The sequence below is a fragment of the Psychrobacillus sp. NPDC096389 genome, from assembly GCF_044762855.1.
Classification (GTDB): domain Bacteria; phylum Bacillota; class Bacilli; order Bacillales_A; family Planococcaceae; genus Psychrobacillus.
In genome coordinates, this window is sequence record NZ_JBIWFB010000006.1 from 45418 (window position 1) to 63742 (window position 18325).

The 18325-nt window shown below is 36.2% G+C and carries 18 protein-coding genes and 3 riboswitches; of the genes, 11 read left to right on the top strand and 7 right to left on the bottom strand.

Annotated elements, in window-relative coordinates; translation table 11 throughout:
- Positions 1 to 117 precede the first annotated feature (117 nt).
- A riboswitch (purine riboswitch) is annotated at positions 118 to 219 on the bottom strand.
- A 308-nt stretch (positions 220 to 527) separates the two neighbouring features.
- Positions 528 to 1352 (bottom strand): MetQ/NlpA family ABC transporter substrate-binding protein, encoded by an 825-nt coding sequence (locus tag ACIQ38_RS15110; protein WP_402824616.1) that lies wholly within the window; start codon positions 1350 to 1352, stop codon positions 528 to 530.
- Between the two features lie 101 nt (positions 1353 to 1453).
- A riboswitch (SAM riboswitch) is annotated at positions 1454 to 1567 on the bottom strand.
- Between the two features lie 185 nt (positions 1568 to 1752).
- Between ACIQ38_RS15110 and ACIQ38_RS15115 the strand changes: the two genes are divergently transcribed.
- From ACIQ38_RS15115 to nhaC, 3 genes are all read left to right on the top strand, one after another.
- Positions 1753 to 1950: a YwbE family protein gene (locus ACIQ38_RS15115; RefSeq protein ID WP_402824619.1), complete on the top strand. Its 198-nt coding sequence runs from the start codon at positions 1753 to 1755 to the stop codon at positions 1948 to 1950.
- A gap of 12 nt (positions 1951 to 1962) precedes the next feature.
- Complete coding sequence (locus tag ACIQ38_RS15120; protein ID WP_402824622.1) at positions 1963 to 3066, top strand: amidohydrolase; 1104 nt, start codon at positions 1963 to 1965, stop codon at positions 3064 to 3066.
- 91 nt (positions 3067 to 3157) lie between these two features.
- Positions 3158 to 4597: a Na+/H+ antiporter NhaC gene (nhaC, locus tag ACIQ38_RS15125; RefSeq protein WP_402824625.1), complete on the top strand. Its 1440-nt coding sequence runs from the start codon at positions 3158 to 3160 to the stop codon at positions 4595 to 4597.
- Positions 4598 to 4637: 40 nt separating this feature from the next.
- Here nhaC and ACIQ38_RS15130 read toward each other — a convergent pair whose 3' ends face one another.
- Positions 4638 to 5873 carry a hypothetical protein gene (locus ACIQ38_RS15130; RefSeq protein ID WP_402824628.1) on the bottom strand — a complete coding sequence of 412 codons (1236 nt, stop codon included), beginning with the start codon at positions 5871 to 5873 and terminating at the stop codon, positions 4638 to 4640.
- A 91-nt stretch (positions 5874 to 5964) separates the two neighbouring features.
- Between ACIQ38_RS15130 and ACIQ38_RS15135 the strand changes: the two genes are divergently transcribed.
- The 3 genes from ACIQ38_RS15135 to ACIQ38_RS15145 all read left to right on the top strand — a co-directional run bounded on the left by ACIQ38_RS15135 (position 5965) and on the right by ACIQ38_RS15145 (position 10251).
- Positions 5965 to 7080, top strand: a complete 1116-nt coding sequence (locus ACIQ38_RS15135) for a mandelate racemase/muconate lactonizing enzyme family protein (protein ID WP_402824631.1) — start codon at positions 5965 to 5967, stop codon at positions 7078 to 7080.
- The gene (locus ACIQ38_RS15140) at positions 7080 to 7769 is read left to right on the top strand and encodes a GNAT family N-acetyltransferase (protein WP_402824634.1); all 690 of its coding nucleotides are present in this window, start codon (positions 7080 to 7082) and stop codon (positions 7767 to 7769) included. Before ACIQ38_RS15135 ends, ACIQ38_RS15140 begins: the two co-directional genes overlap by 1 nt.
- Before the next feature lie 385 nt (positions 7770 to 8154).
- On the top strand, positions 8155 to 10251 hold the full coding sequence (locus ACIQ38_RS15145) for a HelD family protein (RefSeq protein ID WP_402824636.1): 2097 nt from the start codon (positions 8155 to 8157) through the stop codon (positions 10249 to 10251).
- A 41-nt stretch (positions 10252 to 10292) separates the two neighbouring features.
- Here ACIQ38_RS15145 and ACIQ38_RS15150 read toward each other — a convergent pair whose 3' ends face one another.
- Positions 10293 to 11165 (bottom strand): putative RNA methyltransferase, encoded by an 873-nt coding sequence (locus ACIQ38_RS15150; protein ID WP_402825201.1) that lies wholly within the window; start codon positions 11163 to 11165, stop codon positions 10293 to 10295.
- Between the two features lie 378 nt (positions 11166 to 11543).
- Between ACIQ38_RS15150 and ACIQ38_RS15155 the strand changes: the two genes are divergently transcribed.
- From ACIQ38_RS15155 to ACIQ38_RS15165, 3 genes are all read left to right on the top strand, one after another.
- Complete coding sequence (locus ACIQ38_RS15155; RefSeq protein WP_402824639.1) at positions 11544 to 12803, top strand: MFS transporter; 1260 nt, start codon at positions 11544 to 11546, stop codon at positions 12801 to 12803.
- Positions 12804 to 12845: 42 nt separating this feature from the next.
- Positions 12846 to 12945, top strand: a riboswitch (guanidine-I (ykkC/yxkD leader).
- Between the two features lie 120 nt (positions 12946 to 13065).
- Positions 13066 to 13407: a DMT family transporter gene (locus ACIQ38_RS15160; RefSeq protein ID WP_402824642.1), complete on the top strand. Its 342-nt coding sequence runs from the start codon at positions 13066 to 13068 to the stop codon at positions 13405 to 13407.
- Positions 13407 to 13721, top strand: coding sequence for a DMT family transporter (locus tag ACIQ38_RS15165; RefSeq protein ID WP_402824645.1), 315 nt, complete (start codon positions 13407 to 13409; stop codon positions 13719 to 13721). The genes ACIQ38_RS15160 and ACIQ38_RS15165 overlap by 1 nt, the downstream gene beginning before the upstream one ends.
- 18 nt (positions 13722 to 13739) lie before the next feature.
- On the opposite strand, the gene ACIQ38_RS15170 is transcribed toward ACIQ38_RS15165, so the two are convergent.
- From ACIQ38_RS15170 to ACIQ38_RS15180, 3 genes are read right to left on the bottom strand one after another with little or no spacing between them, the layout of a single operon-like run.
- Positions 13740 to 13904 (bottom strand): hypothetical protein, encoded by a 165-nt coding sequence (locus ACIQ38_RS15170; RefSeq protein ID WP_402824648.1) that lies wholly within the window; start codon positions 13902 to 13904, stop codon positions 13740 to 13742.
- On the bottom strand, positions 13901 to 14371 hold the full coding sequence (locus tag ACIQ38_RS15175) for a hypothetical protein (protein ID WP_402824651.1): 471 nt from the start codon (positions 14369 to 14371) through the stop codon (positions 13901 to 13903). Before ACIQ38_RS15175 ends, ACIQ38_RS15170 begins: the two co-directional genes overlap by 4 nt.
- 14 nt (positions 14372 to 14385) lie before the next feature.
- The gene (locus tag ACIQ38_RS15180; RefSeq protein WP_402824653.1) at positions 14386 to 14631 is read right to left on the bottom strand and encodes a hypothetical protein; all 246 of its coding nucleotides are present in this window, start codon (positions 14629 to 14631) and stop codon (positions 14386 to 14388) included.
- A 181-nt stretch (positions 14632 to 14812) separates the two neighbouring features.
- Between ACIQ38_RS15180 and ACIQ38_RS15185 the strand changes: the two genes are divergently transcribed.
- The gene (locus tag ACIQ38_RS15185) at positions 14813 to 16477 is read left to right on the top strand and encodes a hypothetical protein (protein ID WP_402824656.1); all 1665 of its coding nucleotides are present in this window, start codon (positions 14813 to 14815) and stop codon (positions 16475 to 16477) included.
- A gap of 57 nt (positions 16478 to 16534) precedes the next feature.
- Here the strand turns inward: ACIQ38_RS15185 and ACIQ38_RS15190 are convergent, their stop codons facing one another.
- Entirely contained in the window at positions 16535 to 17005 is a 471-nt protein-coding gene (locus tag ACIQ38_RS15190; protein WP_402824659.1) for a DUF3221 domain-containing protein, read from the bottom strand.
- Between the two features lie 469 nt (positions 17006 to 17474).
- Between ACIQ38_RS15190 and ACIQ38_RS15195 the strand changes: the two genes are divergently transcribed.
- The gene (locus ACIQ38_RS15195) at positions 17475 to 18314 is read left to right on the top strand and encodes a MerR family transcriptional regulator (RefSeq protein ID WP_402824662.1); all 840 of its coding nucleotides are present in this window, start codon (positions 17475 to 17477) and stop codon (positions 18312 to 18314) included.
- The last annotated feature ends 11 nt before the right edge of the window (positions 18315 to 18325 follow it).

The following is an 18325-nucleotide window of genomic DNA, read 5'->3' on the forward strand; positions in this document are numbered from 1 at the left end:
CTTATCTTATTATTACTATCTAGGAAAGAATTATTTCCTAAACAAAAAAAACGCTCCGATTTCTACCGGAGCGTTGACTAGGTATCTGTAAATATGAAGAAAGAGTTGAATCCTTCCTCCATATAACAATTAACTCGTAGTCAAGCCCTTTACGGTGGCTTGGTAGAAACTTTTGGGCCATATCCCCAACATTATACGACATAATTCGACATTGTTTTCTTATAATAACTACTACATATGGTTTCGTCAATAAAAAAATCCTTCCAATTTTGTACATTATAAAATTATTAATACGATAATAATTGAAAGAAGGGGGCGGGGACACAGGAAATTCAGTAAATAAAAAAGCGAACTATCAATCGAAACTCTAATTTAATGTTTCGTGATAGTTCGTTTTTTTGTTTATATTACATGAATAAAGTAAATATTATTCGTCTTTTATAATGGACAAATAATTTGTGTCCCAGCCTCTTTCTTAACAAGTACTATTTCAAACTTAGAGTATTCAATAGATACATTTCCTTTTATCACCAAGATGGGATTAGGGATCCATCGAATCTTTCTTCGATAAATTGTTTCACTTCTTCCGAACGGTACAAATCGATAAATTGTTGAATCACTTCTTCATCTTTCGATTCGGATCTGACAGCGATAATGTTCACGAATGGAGAATCTTTCGGCTCAATAAAAATAGAATCTTCCGCTGGCGATAAACCAGCATCTATTACGAAGTTAGTATTGATAGCTGCCGCGTCAAGTTCATTCAATTGACGCGGAATTTGTGCTGCATCAAGTTCAATGAATTGGAAATCCTTCTTGTTTTCAATAATGTCATGGATTGTAGCATTAGTGTCTAGACCTTCTTTGATCTTAATCATACCGGCACTTTCAAATAGCATCAGTGCACGTCCACCTTGTGTAGGATCATTTGGCAAGCCAATTTTCGCACCATCTAGCAGTTCGTTCACATCTTTTACTTGATTAGAGTAAATGCCCATTGGGAAAGTGACCGTTTTACCTACAGCAACAAGATCCAGATTACGATCTTTTTTCATTTGTTCAAAGAAAGGAATCGTTTGGAAAATATTCATGTCAATATCTTTTTCGGCTAAAGAAACATTCGGCATTACGTAGTCAGAAAATACTTGTAGATCAATTTTTAGACCATTTTTTTCTGCCAATTCTTTCACTTTTTCAACGATTTCTTCGTGTGGACCTGCAGTTACGCCAACTGTTAGAACACCGTCGCTTAATAAGCCTTCATTTGCTTCCTCTGATTTTTCTTTACCACCGCAAGCAGCAAGTACTGTTAAAACTAAAATGAGTAATCCTGTAAATAACCACTTTTTCATTGTTATTCTCCTATCTGTTGTTTTTCTTGGTTGATATAGAAATAAAAAAACCTCTCAGAAATGAGAGGTTCATTAGCAATTTGAAGATATGCAGACGTCCTCTCTCATTTTTCAAAACGATATCGTTTTGCAGGATTTAGCACCTTTCCATATATAAACATATGGTTGGTTGCCGAGCTTCAACGGGCCAGTCCCTCTGCTACTCTTCATGAGAGATAAAATTATTTCATTTTTTATTAATGTAAATTACTATACTTGACCAAGGTGACTTCGTCAATGTAAAATTCAAAAAATTATAATTTTACTTGATATTGTTTGTTGTATTTATTGAACTTATTGGCTTGCATAACAGTGTATATATAGCATGAAAATGATAAGATACAAAAAGAGGTGAGTTATTATGAACGGACAAAATAGAAAAGACGTTAAACCAGGATTAGAAGTATATATTATTTTGAAAAAAGACCAACGAACAGGTGAAAAAACGAGAGGTATCGTGAAAGACTTGCTAACAAATTCTTCCTTCCATCCACACGGCATAAAAGTTCGATTAACCGACGGACAAGTAGGACGTGTATGTGAGATTATCGAAAAATAAGGAGTGTAAAAAATGAATGTAGAATCGCAAATATTACAATGGTTTGATCATTTTCACAAATATCCAGAAATAAGCTGGAAGGAATACGAAACGACAAACAAGCTTGCAGAAATACTCGATGAATTACAAGTATCTTATCGCCGTTTCGATGACGTGACCGGGTTACTGGCTGAAATTGGAGAAGGCGATGAAGTAATCGCTGTTCGTGCAGATATCGATGCACTATGGCAAGAAGTAGATGGAGAGTTTCGTGCCAATCATTCATGTGGACACGATGCCAATATTTCCATGGTTTTAGGAGCTTTATTATTACTAAAAGACGAAAAACTAGGTAAGCGTATCCGCTTTATCTTCCAGCCAGCGGAGGAAAAAGGAAATGGTGCCAATGCGATGATTGACAGAGGTGCATTAGAGGATGTAACGCATTTATTTGGTGTGCACTTACGACCAATTGAAGAACTTCCTTTTGGAAAAGTATCACCTGCAATTCATCATGGGGCTGCAATGTTTTTAGAAGGAAAAATTAGTGGAATTGATGCACATGGTGCACGCCCACATCAAGGGAAAAATGCCATTGATGTCACAGTAGCGATTCATCAAGCATTAAAAAATCTTTACTTTTCACCGTTCGAAGCATATTCTGCGAAACTGACCAAAATTCAAGCAGGTGGAGAAAATGCCAATATTATTCCCGGTACTGCAACGTTTTCGGTTGATGCCCGTGCACAAAAAAATGCCATTTTATTTCAAATGAAAGATCGTATTGAAAAAGATTTACAAGCTATAAAGCAATTATTTGATATAGAAATAGAGTGGGAATGGGAAGACATCACACCAGGTGCGGAAGTTTCCAAAGAAGCAGCTGCTATGACGAGAGAAGGAATTATCGAAGTTGTTGGAATGGAGAACCTTGCAGAAGAAGTAATTACTTCTGGAAGCGATGACTTTCATTTTTATACGATTAGACATCCTGAGGTGAAGGCTGCAATGATTGGTATTGGAGCAGATCTAGCACCAGGTTTACATCATCCGAATATGACGTTTAACTACGGGGCACTAGCAATTGGTGCAAAAGTTATAGCGAAAACGCTTACAAATAGTTCTAAAAAGCATTGACGACTCATCGATTTGTCTATAATATTTCATATTAGCGACTATTAAACGTCAATTAGGAATTGTCGCAATAGTTCACAAAGGGGTAAATAATATGGGAGAAAAAGATAAAGTGTCTACTAAAAAGGAAATGTCTTTGGTATGGGCTATCATACCATTACTAGTGATGATTCTCTGCATGGTTGTTGCAGTCGTTGTTTTAGAGCAAGGTCCACACATACCGTTAATCATCGGGACAGCTGTTGCTGCATTAGTAGCTTGGAAGCATGGTTTTAAGTGGAATGATATTGAAGAAATGATGTATAAGGGGATTAAACTAGCATTACCGGCAGTCGTTATTATTATGTTAGTTGGACTCACGATTGGGGCTTGGATTGGTGGCGGAGTAGTCGCAACGATGATCTATTATGGGCTAAAAATAATAACACCAGCATTGTTTTTAGTGACAATTTGCGTCATTTGTATGATTGTTTCATTAGCTATCGGCAGTTCTTGGTCCACTATGGGAACTATTGGTGTCGCAGGGATGGGTATTGGACTTAGCATGGGGATTCCGGCACCTATTATAGCGGGAGCAGTTATTTCAGGTGCTTATTTTGGGGATAAGATGTCGCCACTTTCGGATACAACAAATCTAGCAGCAGGATTGACCAATACAGATCTATTTGTACATATTCGACATATGTTATTTACGACAGTACCAGGGATTATTATCTCGTTGGGTGTATACGGATTTTTAGGTATGAAGTATAAGAACAGCAATATTGATCAAGAGAGCATTCAGCAGACAATCTCTATGTTAGAAAAAAGTTTTGTCATTTCTCCTTGGTTATTGCTTATACCAGTAGCTGTAATTGTTCTGGTTGCATTAAAGGTACCAGCAATACCAGCTTTAGTTATAGGGATAATATTAGGATCTTTGTCACAAGTGTTTATACAAGGTGGAAGCCTTACAGAAGCGATTGGGGCCCTCCAAAGTGGCTTTGTTATTGAAACAGGAAATGTAATGGTTGATGAGTTGTTTAATCGTGGTGGGCTGGATTCCATGATGTATACGGTTTCAATGACACTTGTTGCAATGACATTTGGAGGGGTACTGGAATATTCCGGTATGCTCCAATCAATTATGAATCAGATTCTGAAGTTAGCAAAATCAGCTGGAACACTAATAGCATCTACAATTCTAGCTTGTTTTACAACGAATGCGACATGTTCTGAACAATATATTTCTATCGTTGTACCTTCTCGAATGTTTGCAAATGCTTATACAAAAATGGGATTACATTCGAAAAACCTTTCACGAGCATTAGAAGATGGCGGTACATTAACGTCCGTATTTATCCCATGGAATACATGTGGTGTTTTCATATTAGGAACGTTAGGAGTTGGGGCATTTGAGTACGCTCCATATGCAGTGCTGAATTACGTAGTTCCATTATTGTCTATTGGTTATGCAGTAACTGGATTTACCATTCAGAAGTTATCGAAAGCAGAAATAGTCGCTTTACAGCAAAAAGAAGCGGTAGAAGCATAAAAGAAAAAGGAAAGTTCAGTTGGATTGAACTTTCCTTTTCTTAATACGTAGGGAAATTGAATTCATAAATGGAACGGGGGCGTCCTTGCTGATAGGTCATTTCCTCCCCTGTAACCCGAGCATACCCGTGATCCACTAGCTTTTTCAATAGACGTTCCGTCGTACGTCTACTTACTTGTAAGTAGACTTCCAAATCATGTGCCGTAAATTCAACGGAGCTATGTGAACGACTAAATTGCATGATTTTGGACAAATTTGCGGGGCTCAACGTCGTTTCTTTTGCTATTTGGACTAGTTTAGGGTCATTTGTTTTCAGGCGTATTTGCTGTTTGTTATCTGGGTATGGGCCAAGTAATTCTTTCTGGTCGGTTAATAGATAAGCAGTATTTTCTGTTGCATAAGGCAAAGCATCTTTTGCATTCTGTGTAGCTTCAATTACTGTCTTCCCATAGCCAAATGCTATTTTTATAGGGGCCGAAGCAAGGTTAATCCAATGTTGGACCGTATTATTTTCAAGTGCAAGTTGTACATTGCCTTGTGTAGAGAAGAATGTATATAAATGATTGGCTGATTGGACGAGATTAGCTTGAATCGTGCTAGCTATTTTCTTTAATGTGTCTTCTGGAATTGCTTCTTTTGATTGGATGAATCCAATGGCAATTTTCGCGGACTCACTTTTTGCTAAAAGCGCTATAGATTTCGCATCCTCTAGTCCTTTTAAGATAAAATTTTTAGAATCTAGCATCCGAATCACAGGAATATGTTGGTCTTGCAAAGCATTAAATACGGCATGAATACTCGTGATTGCAAGGGTAGTTTTCCCGCTTTGGTGTAATTCAGCATGAAATTTTACGACCTCTTCTAATTGGAAAGTAGGTTCAATTTTTAGCATATGCGGATACTGTTCGTGTTGCCCGATGTCTTCCAATACATTTTGTATTAACTGTGGTTCGATTAAATCAATCGAAAGCTGTTCAATCGGTATATTATTAGAAAAATACACGGATAATAAAGTGGTTGTAATTACCGTTTCATCCTGTTTTAAATAATGAGTTGGTACCGGTAACTTTTCACTCGCCTCTTTTGCATATATGTATGGAAGGGAACCAGAGAAAAATACGACATCGCAAGGTTTAATATTTTTTACTATTTCGGTTGCATCCACTGGCGATTGATAGATATAATAATCCAAACGAGTAGAAACTAATTCATGTTCTAAGTTCATTAATCGGTCGATAAAGTTAGCAGAGCCTAACACAGCGATTCGAATATCCATATATAATCCCCTTTTTTTTGAAACATTAACGTCTATTTAACGACAACTATAACGAAAAAATAAAAACTTGTAAAGAAAGCAGGAACATAAAATGAAAATCAAAGAAATAGAAATATTTGCTATAAGATTACCACTAGTAGATCCATTTATCATTAGCTACCATACATACGACGATATGCCTTCGATAATCGTAAAACTAACAACTGAAGAGGGATTAATAGGATATGGCGAAGCGGTTGCGGATGAACATGTAACAGGTGAAACATGGGAAGCGACATATGCACTACTACAAAACACATTGGCACCATTGCTAATTGGCGAGAATCCAATGGAATTTGAACGCTTACATGAAAAAATGGACAAAGCGGTCTATCAAGTACCTGCTGCAAAAGCGGCTCTTGATATTGCTTGCTATGACGTAGTAGGAAAAAAATTAGGGGTACCGGTCTATCAATTACTTGGTGGGCGTTACCACGAGAAGTTTCCAATTACGCATGTTTTAAGCATCGGCACACCTGAATCGATGGCTGCAGAAGCTGAAAGTCGTATGAAAGAAGGCTATGCATCGTTTAAGATGAAAGTCGGTACAGAAGTACAAGCAGATGTGGAACGTATTCAGGCTGTTCGAGAAAAAGTAGGAAAAGATATCGCAATTCGTGTCGATGTGAACCAAGGTTGGAAAAACAGTGCAAATACAATTACAGCAATGCGCCAACTAGAGCATTTGGGGCTTGATTGGCTAGAGCAACCGGTAATAGCGGATGATTTCAATGGAATGGTTGAAGTAAAGGCAAAAACAAGCACACCTCTTATGATGGACGAAGGTTTAAGAGGATTCCGAGATATGCGTGAACTAATCGAGAAGCAAGCCGCACATAAAGTAAATATTAAGCTTATGAAATGCGGGGGCATTTATCCAGCGATGAAGCTTGCCCATATGGCAGAAATGGCAGGAATCGAGTGTCAAATTGGCTCGATGGTTGAGTCCTCCATTGGATCTGCAGCTGGATTCCACGTGGCATTTTCTAAAAAAGTATTTACGAGCGTTGAGTTAACAGGTCCTTTAAAATTCTCGAAGGATATTGGAAATCTACATTATGATGTGCCTTTCATTCAGCTAAATGAACGCCCAGGACTTGGAGTAGATGTAGATGAGGCAATATTACAAGAGTTAACTATATTTCAAACGAAAGTAAGTGGTGTTTAATGAAAGAATGGACAGGTAAGCTTGGTGAAAAAGAATATGTAGTTCGTGTGTTGGAAAAGGATAGTGTGGAAGATGTTCTACGCCTACAGGATCTTGTTTTGGAAACGCTAATAAACAATGACTTTTTATCTCCAGTAACGAAGGAAGAATACGAAGATTTTGTAGCGAAAAGTCTAATGGTAGGTGTATTCGTAGAGAATAAGTTAGTCGCTTTTCGCGCATTAGCCATCCCGGAAATAGACGAACATCACCTTGGATACGATATTGGGCTTCAAACAGAGCAATTAGACCAAGTTGTCTATCAAGAAATTACAAATGTACACCCAGACTATCGTGGATTTGGTTTACAAAAAAAACTTGGAGCTATCGTAATGGAGCTATTAGACGCATCTCCGTATACACATGTATGTGCAACAGTCGCACCATTTAATATTGCGAGCCTAAAAGACAAGTTGAGCCAAGGAATGGTCATCGGTGCATTGAAAAATAAATACGCAGATATGTTGCGCTATGTTTTTTATAAAAAACTCCATGAAGAACGGAAAGCCGGTGGCGAAGTGTTGGAAGTCAACATGGCTGACACAGAAAAACAGCAACAGCTACTAGCAGATGGTTGGATTGGAACAGATATCGTGCAACAAGACGGAGAATGGTATGTGACTTATGAGGAAAAAGGATTGTATATGTAAAAAGATGGCTAAGGGCAACTGAATTCGAGTGAAAGCAATCAAAAGGGCAGTGAAGGCAACTAAATTCAGCCTGAGAGCAACTAATCGCAGAATGAAAGCAACCAGACTGTCCTTAAGAGCAACTAATTCAAAAACACAACTTTTAAAAAGAAGATATATTAAAGTTATTAGTTGATTGTGATATCGATTAGTTTTATATAGGTTATTCCATATCGAAGTGAGCTAGGAAAATGTATTTTCCTAGCTCACTTTATTTTCTACTCGTTATAGCAGTGATGCTGCCTCATTGATGATAAAGTGGCTAAAGATTATTGACTTTGTATATGTATTTTATATATATTAGAAATTGTCTGTATTTTATAATGAATAGGAGGGAGTCATTAGCATGAAGGATATATTTGAAGAAGAACTACAACGGTTGAAAGAAACTACTTCTATATTGAATAAGCAATTGGTCGAACTAGAAAATATTCCAGTTTATTACGGAGAGGATTTTACTGAACAAATTCTAGAAAGTATGAGGGAGTCCAGAAGGCAAAATCTACGTATTGCTGTTCAACAACCATACTTCGGACGGTTAGATTTTCAAGAGGATGGTCAGTTAGAGCCCGAACCTGTTTATATTGGAAAAGTCGGGGCATCTATTGAGGAAACGGCAAAACCAATTGTAATGGACTGGCGTGCACCTATTGCCAGTATGTTTTATTCGTTTACGGGCGGTGAAGAAGCAGCTTTTTATCATTCACCAGATGGTTTAGTAGAAGGTTATGTTCATTTAAAAAGGAATATTGCTATTCATAAAAGAGCGTTAGAACGTGTTGTGGATACCTATGTAAGGGGTAATGAAGATATATCAGCTACGGATGATTTTCTCCTATATAAATTAGCTGAAAATAAGGATAATAAATTAAAAGACATCGTTTCTACCATACAATCTGAGCAAAATAATATTATTCGTGCAGAGAAGAACATGCCACTATTAATACAAGGGGTCGCAGGAAGCGGAAAAACTACCATCGCTTTACATCGCCTTGCTTTTTTAATTTACGAATATCGAGAGCAACTACAAGCAGATAGAATGGTAGTATTTGCACCAAACAGTTTGTTTTTAGACTATATTTCTGGCGTGCTTCCTGAACTGGGTGTAGGTAATATTAAGCAAACCACATTTCAAGATTGGGCGCTACGTACATTAGACGATGCAGTGAAATTACAAAAAACGGACGAAAAGCTAAAGGAAGCTTTTGAAATCAATCGTAATGATAGCAAAGTTATGCTTGGGAAATATAAAGGAACAATGGAGTTTAAATCGTTCATTGAAGAAAGTATCAATCAATTGGAAAAGAATCTATTACCAGAAAAAGATCTCGTCGTATGGGACGATGCCGTTATTAAAGTAGAAGAGATAAAAAAGTGGGTGCAAGTTGAATACAAGCATTATCCATTAATGAAGCGTAGAGAACGTTTAGTTGCTCGGATAAAACGATGGATTGAAATAGAATTGAAGAAGATCGAAGGAACAGATGAGAAAAAAGCATCGAAAAAAGAAGCAACTAAAAGATTAAATGCCTATATGAAATTTTGGCCCAAAATAACCCCACTATCATTTTACAGTTCGTTGATGAAACAAAAAGAAATAGTAGAAGTCTTGCCTGTAGAACTTGTTCAAGAAACAGTAAAAAATTGCCGCGATAAACAACTATATGTAGAAGATCTAACACCCCTTATTTATATTCACCATCAATTAACAGGAATAGAGAGTAGTCAAAAATTTCATCATGTAGTGATAGATGAAGCACAAGACTTTTCACCATTCCAAATTTATATATTAAAAGAGGTCACATTGGGTAATTCTTTTACGATTTTAGGTGACTTATCCCAAGCTATCTACAATTTCCAAGGAATTGAGGACTGGAACAACTTTAAAGAAGTATTTCAAGAAACGGGTTATTTTGAACTGACGAGAAGTTATCGCTCTACGAAAGAAATTATTGAGTTTGCAAATGATATTATTAAAACTGCTGAAATTCCAGTAGGCCTTGCAATACCTGTTTTTCGTAGTGGTAATGAAGTAAAGATTATTTCTACTAATAACCAATTTGCCGAAATCATGAAGACCTTACAAAATATGCTGAGTGAAAATGTGAAAACGATCGCTATAATAGGACGAACAGATGATGAATGCCGTGATATGTATGAAAAGTTAACGGCAGCAGGAATTTCTGTCAATGCAATTGAAGCCAACCAAATGAAATATGAGGGTGGTATTTCTGTAGTACCAATATATTTAGCGAAAGGGCTGGAATTTGATACAGTATTACTTATAGACGTGGATGAAAAACATTATAAGAATACAAAGCAGGATGCAAAATTATTATATGTTGGATGTACAAGAGCTCTCCATGACTTGAGAATTTTCTATTCTGGAGAAGCATCTCCTTTACTTCCGGCAAGTCCAAATGAGAATAAAAACAGTATATAAAAAGAAAACACCTAGTGCGCAAATTACTAGGTGTTTTCCATTCAACTAAGTTTTTTCCCAATCAAAATCTCCATATCCACCGTAATTTCCGCAAATTCTCTTTCTAAAAAGCCCTTTAATTTTTCTTCCGAAGCTGACCAAGTTAAAGGAGTCATCCGAACCAATGCATGGATGAGTGGATTGTCCAACCTTACCGTATATTGTATCCGTGAAGTACTCACCATTTGAAAATTGTCTTTAAATAAATCCACTGTATCTGCATTAGAGTATGCTTGTTTTTCAGGTTCAGCATAGACAATCTCTCTTAATTCTTTTAAATAATTTGTTTGAGGGACTACTTTGATCACTAAGCCATCGTCTTTCAGTAGGCGATTAAACTCCACATAATTAGAAGGGGATAGGATGTTCAAAATAATATCAAATTGTTCCTCTTGAAACGGCATTTTCGCTAGATCTGCTACTAACCAAACTTTATTGGAATAGTTTTTAGCAGCCGCTAAGATACCTTCTTTGGAAATATCAATACCTACCCCAGTAACAGGTTTCTCTAAATCAGCACTAACCGCATCGCATATGGAAGACAGATGAGAGCCTTCGCCGCAACCCGTGTCTAGGATAAATGCAGGATTTTTTTGTTCTTTAATAATTTGAGCAATTGCGCTGCTTAATGGTTCGAAAAAGTGACCTTCCGCAATCAGTTTTCTGCGAGCCTCGAATAGATCATTTCCGTATTTCGTTTTTATAGGGTGGCTAAGCATATTAATATATCCTTGCTTACTAAAATCATATGTATGCTTGTTTGCGCAAACTAAACTTTGTAATTCATAAACGCTCATGGATGAATCGCAAATGGGGCACTTGAAAATGGATTCTAGCCCACTTACATATTGTGCGCTTTTCATTCTGTTGGTCATTTTAGACAAATTAACACCTCTTGTTTTCTATAGAAGATGAACGAATGACCCTGCGGGGTGATTGTTTATAAATAGTGTAGCAAGGCTATTTTTTAATTGCAAATAACACTCCAGAGAATTACATATGGTTGTCTCCATAAAAATTGGAGACAACCATTTCTCGTTTTGGAATGCAAATGAACAGTTTAATAAGCTTAGTCGTAAAACACCTTTGTGAGATGAAAATCCATCTTGCTGCTTCTTTCAGTAAAAAGTATGAGGTTCACCCAAGACCTATGACTGAATGCAAAATAAGGAATTTGAATTATAGTGAGAATAATAAGAATTTCGGCGAAGAGAGCTTAGGATCCGGGTGAACCTCGCAGGTGGAAGGAATGCATGAAATTGAAAAAACTATATAACGATTCACGATTTCGTTTAATTATTTTTGCTAATATTGCTTCTTCTATTGGCTCTGGCATCACGATGATTGCGATACCGTGGATGCTCGTATCAAGTGAAAATGGCAATGCAGTATTCGGCTACGTTACTATATGTATGACCATTATTAGTTTCTTAATCACTCCGCTAGTCGGTAATCTAATCGATAAGATGTCACGAAAGAAATTGCTTCTAACGAGCAATATAGCAAGTTTTGTGATGTTACTATTTTTTTCTGTGATTGGATTTGCAGGTCTGTCTTATGAGATATGGCATTATATAATCATTTATATTATTGGCAGCTTGTACTACACGATTTTTTTCCCAACAATGTTTGCTTTAAATCAGGAAATTTTTCATAAAGACCAATATAAAACACTAAATGGGACTATGGAGGTGCAAGGACAGCTATCAAGTGTCATAGCAGGTGCATTGGCTAGTGTTTTACTGTCTAAGTGGGATTTGCACTATATTTTGCTCCTTAATGTATTTGCCTATGTGGCCGCAATTTATTTATACGTAAAAATTCCATACGTACACCTTAAAAATAGCGAGACGAAGGGCACTTCCAAATCTAAAGGTGCAGAAGGCTTAATATATATGTGGAAACGTCCTGCTATGTTCTTGTTTTTATTCTTTTCGATAATGCCATTTATCGGCGTTATGATTACGAATTACTTGTTTCCTGTGTATTTAGCGGATGTGCTAAAGGCTTCTGGGAGTTTTTACGGCATCCAAAGTATGGTTTATGGGGTAGGAGCAGTAATTGCGGGAATGATGGTGCCCATTATTGCTAGGAAACTAGGGGATGAAAAGACAATCGTATATAGCGTTATTACTTATACTATTGCTATTTCGTTAATTGTTATCGCCAATATTCCTTTTTACTTATCCCTTATGTTCTTTATCGCACTAGGTAATAGCGGAGCGCGTGTTGCCCGAAATTCTTTCTTAATGGACCGAATACCAAATGAAATAATAGGAAGAGTGGATAGCCTATTTCGATCGGTTGGGCTTCTATTAAGAATTATTTTACTTGGCATTTTTACTGGTATGGTATCAGCGGGTCTCATTATTTATTGTTTCTTAATACTTAGCGGAATACTAATTATTGCATCTATATTTGTAACTTTTTCTTGGAAAAATGACTTCCAGGGGAATGGAAAAACTATTGATTTTAAGATGAAAAAAAAACGATTAGCAAAAGCTAAAGCTTGAATGGACCATCAAAATGTGTATAATGTAAATTAATTGCATACGTAAAAAGTTTTCTAGGGTTCCGCAACGAATAAGTTGGTCCGTGACCGAGAGAAAACGCTCAGCTTACGCTGTGTCACGGAAGGATAAAAGCCTGGGAGAAACTGTTATTACAGTTCTCCTAGGCTTTTTTATTTTGTAACTTGAAAACATTTTTGCGAACAAATAGGAAAAACTGTTATTACAGTTCTCCTAGACTTTTAAAAAATTTGGAGGGATTTTTGTGAATAAAGATTGGTTGAAAGTTTATATTGCTGCTTTTTTTGAAGTTTTTTGGGTGATTGGCTTAAAGCATGCAGACGATTTCTGGACTTGGTCAGGGACGGTTATTTCGATTGTTGTAAGCTTTTATTTGATGATAGTTGCTGGTCGTAAGCTTCCTGTCGGGACTGTATATGCTATTTTTGTTGGTATGGGGACAGCGGGAACAGTCCTTTCAGAAATTCTGTTCTTTGGAGAAGCGTTTAAACTCAGTAAAATTCTGTTGATTGTTATTTTATTGGCTGGTGTCGTTGGATTGAAATTAGTTACAAAAGACAAAGTGCAAGAAGGGGATGAGTTGTAATGGCATGGATTTCGTTAATAGTAGCAGGTATTTTAGAAATGTTTGGTGTGGCGATGATTACCAAACTACACAAAGACCGTAACTGGCAAGCGTTCGTTCTTCTTTTTCTTGGATTTGGAGGTAGCTTTTTGTTTCTTGCATATGCGATGAAAACTCTGCCTATGGGAACAGCATATGCCATTTGGACAGGAATCGGCGCATCTGGTGGTGCTATTTTAGGAATGATTTTATACGGAGAACCAAAAGACTGGAAAAGACTTGTTTTTATCGCAATGGTATTAGGAGCAGCAGTCGGATTGAAGTTGGTCTCTTAAGGATAAAAGCGATTTATCCTATTTCTTCCTATTCATAAAGTAAAATGCCGTACCGGCAATAAACAGAGCGGTACTTAATGCCATTGCAATGCCGTTCCATTCTCCATTGAATAAGGTGATATTCGTTAATGTAATAAATTGCATTAAGATAATGATGATGTATAATCCCGTTATTGGTCTCATAGTACTTTCTCCTTTGAAATATATTTACTTCTTCTCTCTAATAGTTGATAATCTTTCGTTTTAGAAGTTGGTATGTCATGTTTATCTGTAAATGTAAGTAATTCATTGAAAATTTCATTAGGTGAAAAAAGTGCAAGTCGTAAATTTATACCCTTCTTTGTTTGGATGAGAGCTCCTTGCGTAGTCCAACCATAACGTTTGAACTCCACTTTTTTCATTTGGGAAGGAGAGATTACTCTTTTGTAAATACAAAAAGTCATAATAAATACTTCGTAACTCAAATGTTCATCCTGAATGGTAAAAGTATATTTAACGAAAAATAATGTAATGAAAAAGAGAATTAGCAAAACATTAAAATAGAATAAGTATCCAAAAGATTGAGTGATGACATCAAATACAATATTTGTCCCTAGGATTAACAAAAATAAGGCTAAAAATGATCTCTGGGTTTTAGCATGGAAAGCCATTTTATTTCACCTCTTTAATGTATTAAGTAGTCTTTGATCAGCGTAAGTAAAGTCATATAGATGATGAAAAGACCTAAAGAAAGACCGATAGAAAAATATCGTGGATCTTGTTGCTTCCATTTATATGCATTAAATATAGATTGAGTACCTAGCAAAAGTAAAAATAAACTAGTAGTAAAGGGTGAAATGAAAATAGGGATGAATAATAAAATGGCTACTATTATTTTCAAGACGGAGTGGTTCTGTGTTTGACCAAACAACTATCAGCACCTCTATTTGTAGTATCAAAGTGGATATATATGTTAATAGTGTAGCATTTGAAGAAACTGATATCTACTTGTTTCTGAAAGTTCCGTATTTAGTTATGTAATATATTTCCTGAAACCGTTCAATCTTTCATCCGTATAATAGCTAAGTAGAAAAAGGAAGAGAGATGATTGTATGACCTTTGTTTTTATTATTTCGGCAGTTGCAGCAATTGTTACTGCATTATTAGTCGTACCTTTGACAGCTAAGAGAAAAGACATGGTTTCTTCTTTAATCAGCCTTACCGTTCTAATGTTTATCTTATTAGCGAGTGTATATTATTTAACAAATGTAGACCGTAATTGGATAGCTTTATGGCCGTTGTTAGTACTTGCAACTTTAGCTGGGACTATTTTGTCAAAAGGAGCAGAGCAAAAAGCAAAAGGTTTGCTCTTCTTAGGAAGCTTGGTGTTATCCATTTATATGCTATCAGCACCTATTTGGAATGCCGACGCAAAATTTGAAGTAGCTAAAATGGATGAGCAAGTAGAAATCGAAGCCTTTGATGAAACGAAAACACCCGCTAGTGTGCCGCCTCAATTTGCGAGAAATAAGATGAAAAAAGCATTTGGGCAAGTTCCAAATACGAGTTATTATGAATTAGGCAATTTACAAATTCAAAAGGTGAATGAAGAATATGTGTATATTGCGCCAGTAGAGTTTTCAGGGTTTTTCAAATGGTGGAATGGGGATGTAACACCAGGTTATTTTACGATGAGCGCGACAGATTCATCGGATAATCCAGAATTTATCGAAGCAGATATGACTTACACACCTTCTTCCTACTTCCATAAAAACTTAGAAAGACATATGCGTATGAAGCATCCAACGAAAATATTTTATGGGGATGTTCAGTTAGAAATTGATGAGGACGGGAAGCCATATTATATCCGTTCATATGGAAAATTCATTTCTGCTCGTAATGGTTTTGATGTAGAAGGAATCGTTGCAGTAGATCCTGCTACTGGTCAAACAGATGCTTATGCTTTAGCAGATGTACCAGCATTTATAGATGGAGCAGTGTCACCAGAGACAGTTAGTCTGCAAAATAGCTATTACGGGAAATATATACACGGTTTTATGAATAGCTTATTCGGTAAGAAAGATGTGAAATTACCTTCTGATGAAGGAACAGAAGCAAATGTTAGCCCAATTTTCGGAGAAGATGGTCAAATGTATTATTTCACTGACTTTACGAGTCCAAAAGAAGGCGTCGATTCGATGCTGGGCTATTCATTAACAGATGGTCGAACTGGTAAAGCGACTTATTACACTGGAAATTTAGAAGATTCATATATGGATTCACAAGGGGCACTACAAATTATCGAAAAGAAATTTATCGAGAAGAAATGGCAAGGCGAGATGCCAGTGCTGTACAATTTCTACGGAGAGGCTAGCTGGTTAACACCAGTACTTGATTCGAATGGGTTCTTACAAAATTACTTCATCGTATCTGCTGCAAACCCGGAAATATCCGTGTACGGAAATACACCAAACGAAGCACTGAAATTGTATAAAACTGCTATTCAACGTGGTGGAAGTTCAGTAGACGGCAGCTCAAATGCAGAAGAAAAATCGGTGAATGGTACGGTTGTACGCGTGTTTAAGGAACGGGTTGGAGACTTCACACAAGTTTCGTTCCTACTTGATAATAAAGAAAACTACATTGTATCTTCCGAAATAGCTCCACTTGCAGTTTATATGACTGAAGGAGATATTGTTCAAGTGAAATTCTTGAACACAGGTGAACTATTCCTGCCTGTCAAAGAAGTGACAATACAAGGAATCGAGATAGAATAAATAAGAATGTCGACAAACCCTAATTTATTGGGATTGTCGACATTTTTTATATAAATATTAATTCAAAGGTTTGTCTTCTATTTGAAAATATAATTCCTCGTCATTACTTATTACAGTTACATCCCAGTAGTCCTTATTGTCCTGATATATTATCTCTTTTATAACTGGTATTTCTAAATCTTCATTTTCATTTAATAAAACTTGTATTACATCTTGTTCAGATAAATCAGCCTTGCTTGGTTTAGTAGATTTTAAAATATTTATCCTTTTGGATGTAGTTTGTCCTGGATAGGATTCTTCCATAGAGTCATAATAAGCCTTTACTTTTTGCCCAAGTTGATACTTTTTTTCGTTTGTAGATATCCAAACAGCAGGATAATCCACAGCCCTATCTTTTGAATTATTAGTATCATTAGGATTAGTGCTCACAACAAGTATTTTTCCTTCCTCTTTATCAACAATAAATCCTTCAATGTTAGAACAGCCTGTTAACAAAAAGATAAGAAAGATAAAAATCCGCTTATTCATATAACCTCCTATAATAACAATACTTAGACAACTTGGTTGAAAATCACTGCTTAGATGGTATAATAAAAACATAGCAAGGATATATTAAAAAGACTGCTCGGTGCGCTAACACCAAACAGTCATGTAATAAAATAGCATCGCTTCAAAGGCGATCAGCAAACAGAAAGAGTAAATCACCCTATTGCTTGTGGCTCAGGGGCGGTTTACTTTTTTTCTTTCGAAAAAGTAAGAATGGTAACAATCAAACCAGCGAACGCAGGCAGCGAACATCAAGGCTTCGAAAGTTGACATCGGCAACACCTCCTTTCCCTATTTTTGGTTGGAACCAAAAATAATAAATAGGAATAAAGGAAATGCTGACCGCCCATGAACACCCTATTCTATTACTTTTCTATTATACCATGTACCTTTGTTATAGTTGTTAGAATTTTAGAAATATACAACCAAACGAAACAACAGGAGTGATTCCTTGAAAATCCATTACTTAACAATAGGCGAAGTAGCGAAACTCAGTAATATATCTATCCAAACATTGCGGTTTTATGATCGAATTGATTTATTTAAACCAATAAAAATTGACCCTAAAAATCAGTATAGATATTACCAAAATACGCAATTATATTATTTAGACATTATTAAATCACTAAAATATCTTGGGATGTCCTTAGAAGAAGTGAAATCTGTACTAACATTGAGTCCCGAAGAACTAGTGGATTATTTGGCAGATCAAGAAAATAAAATCGAAGAGGAATTTAAAAGACTAATCGAAACAAAAGAAGTATTAAAACGAAAAAAGGAACAAATACAAGCATTTGTAGTGGATTCCGATAAAATGCATGTCTGTATAAAGGAAATACCTGCACAAAGGATAGTGAAGATTAAAACATCCAATATAAGTGTGAACGATATCCCAAACAGAGAATATGGACTTATTAGCAAGGTGCTAGAAGATATGGGGAGTGTATTCGACACGCTGTATGGTGGTGCATTTGCTTTACGGAAATATGAATCACTAGAAGATATTAATTACGACTATCTATTTACATACGCTGTAACAGACAAGGAAATCGAGATTAACTTGGAGGATGTAGAAATAAGCACTATACCTGCGGGACAATATCTAAGTATTACTTTTGCATTTGTAGATGACGCATATAAAATTTGTTATCAAAAATTAATGGACTATATTGATCAGCAGCAGATGATAATAGAGCCAATCGTGTATGACGTTTGGATGCCAATCAATTTCACCGCTTCAAATGAAGATGAATTTTTAGTTGAATTAAAAATACGAATTCAAGCTACTTGACCCTATAGTTA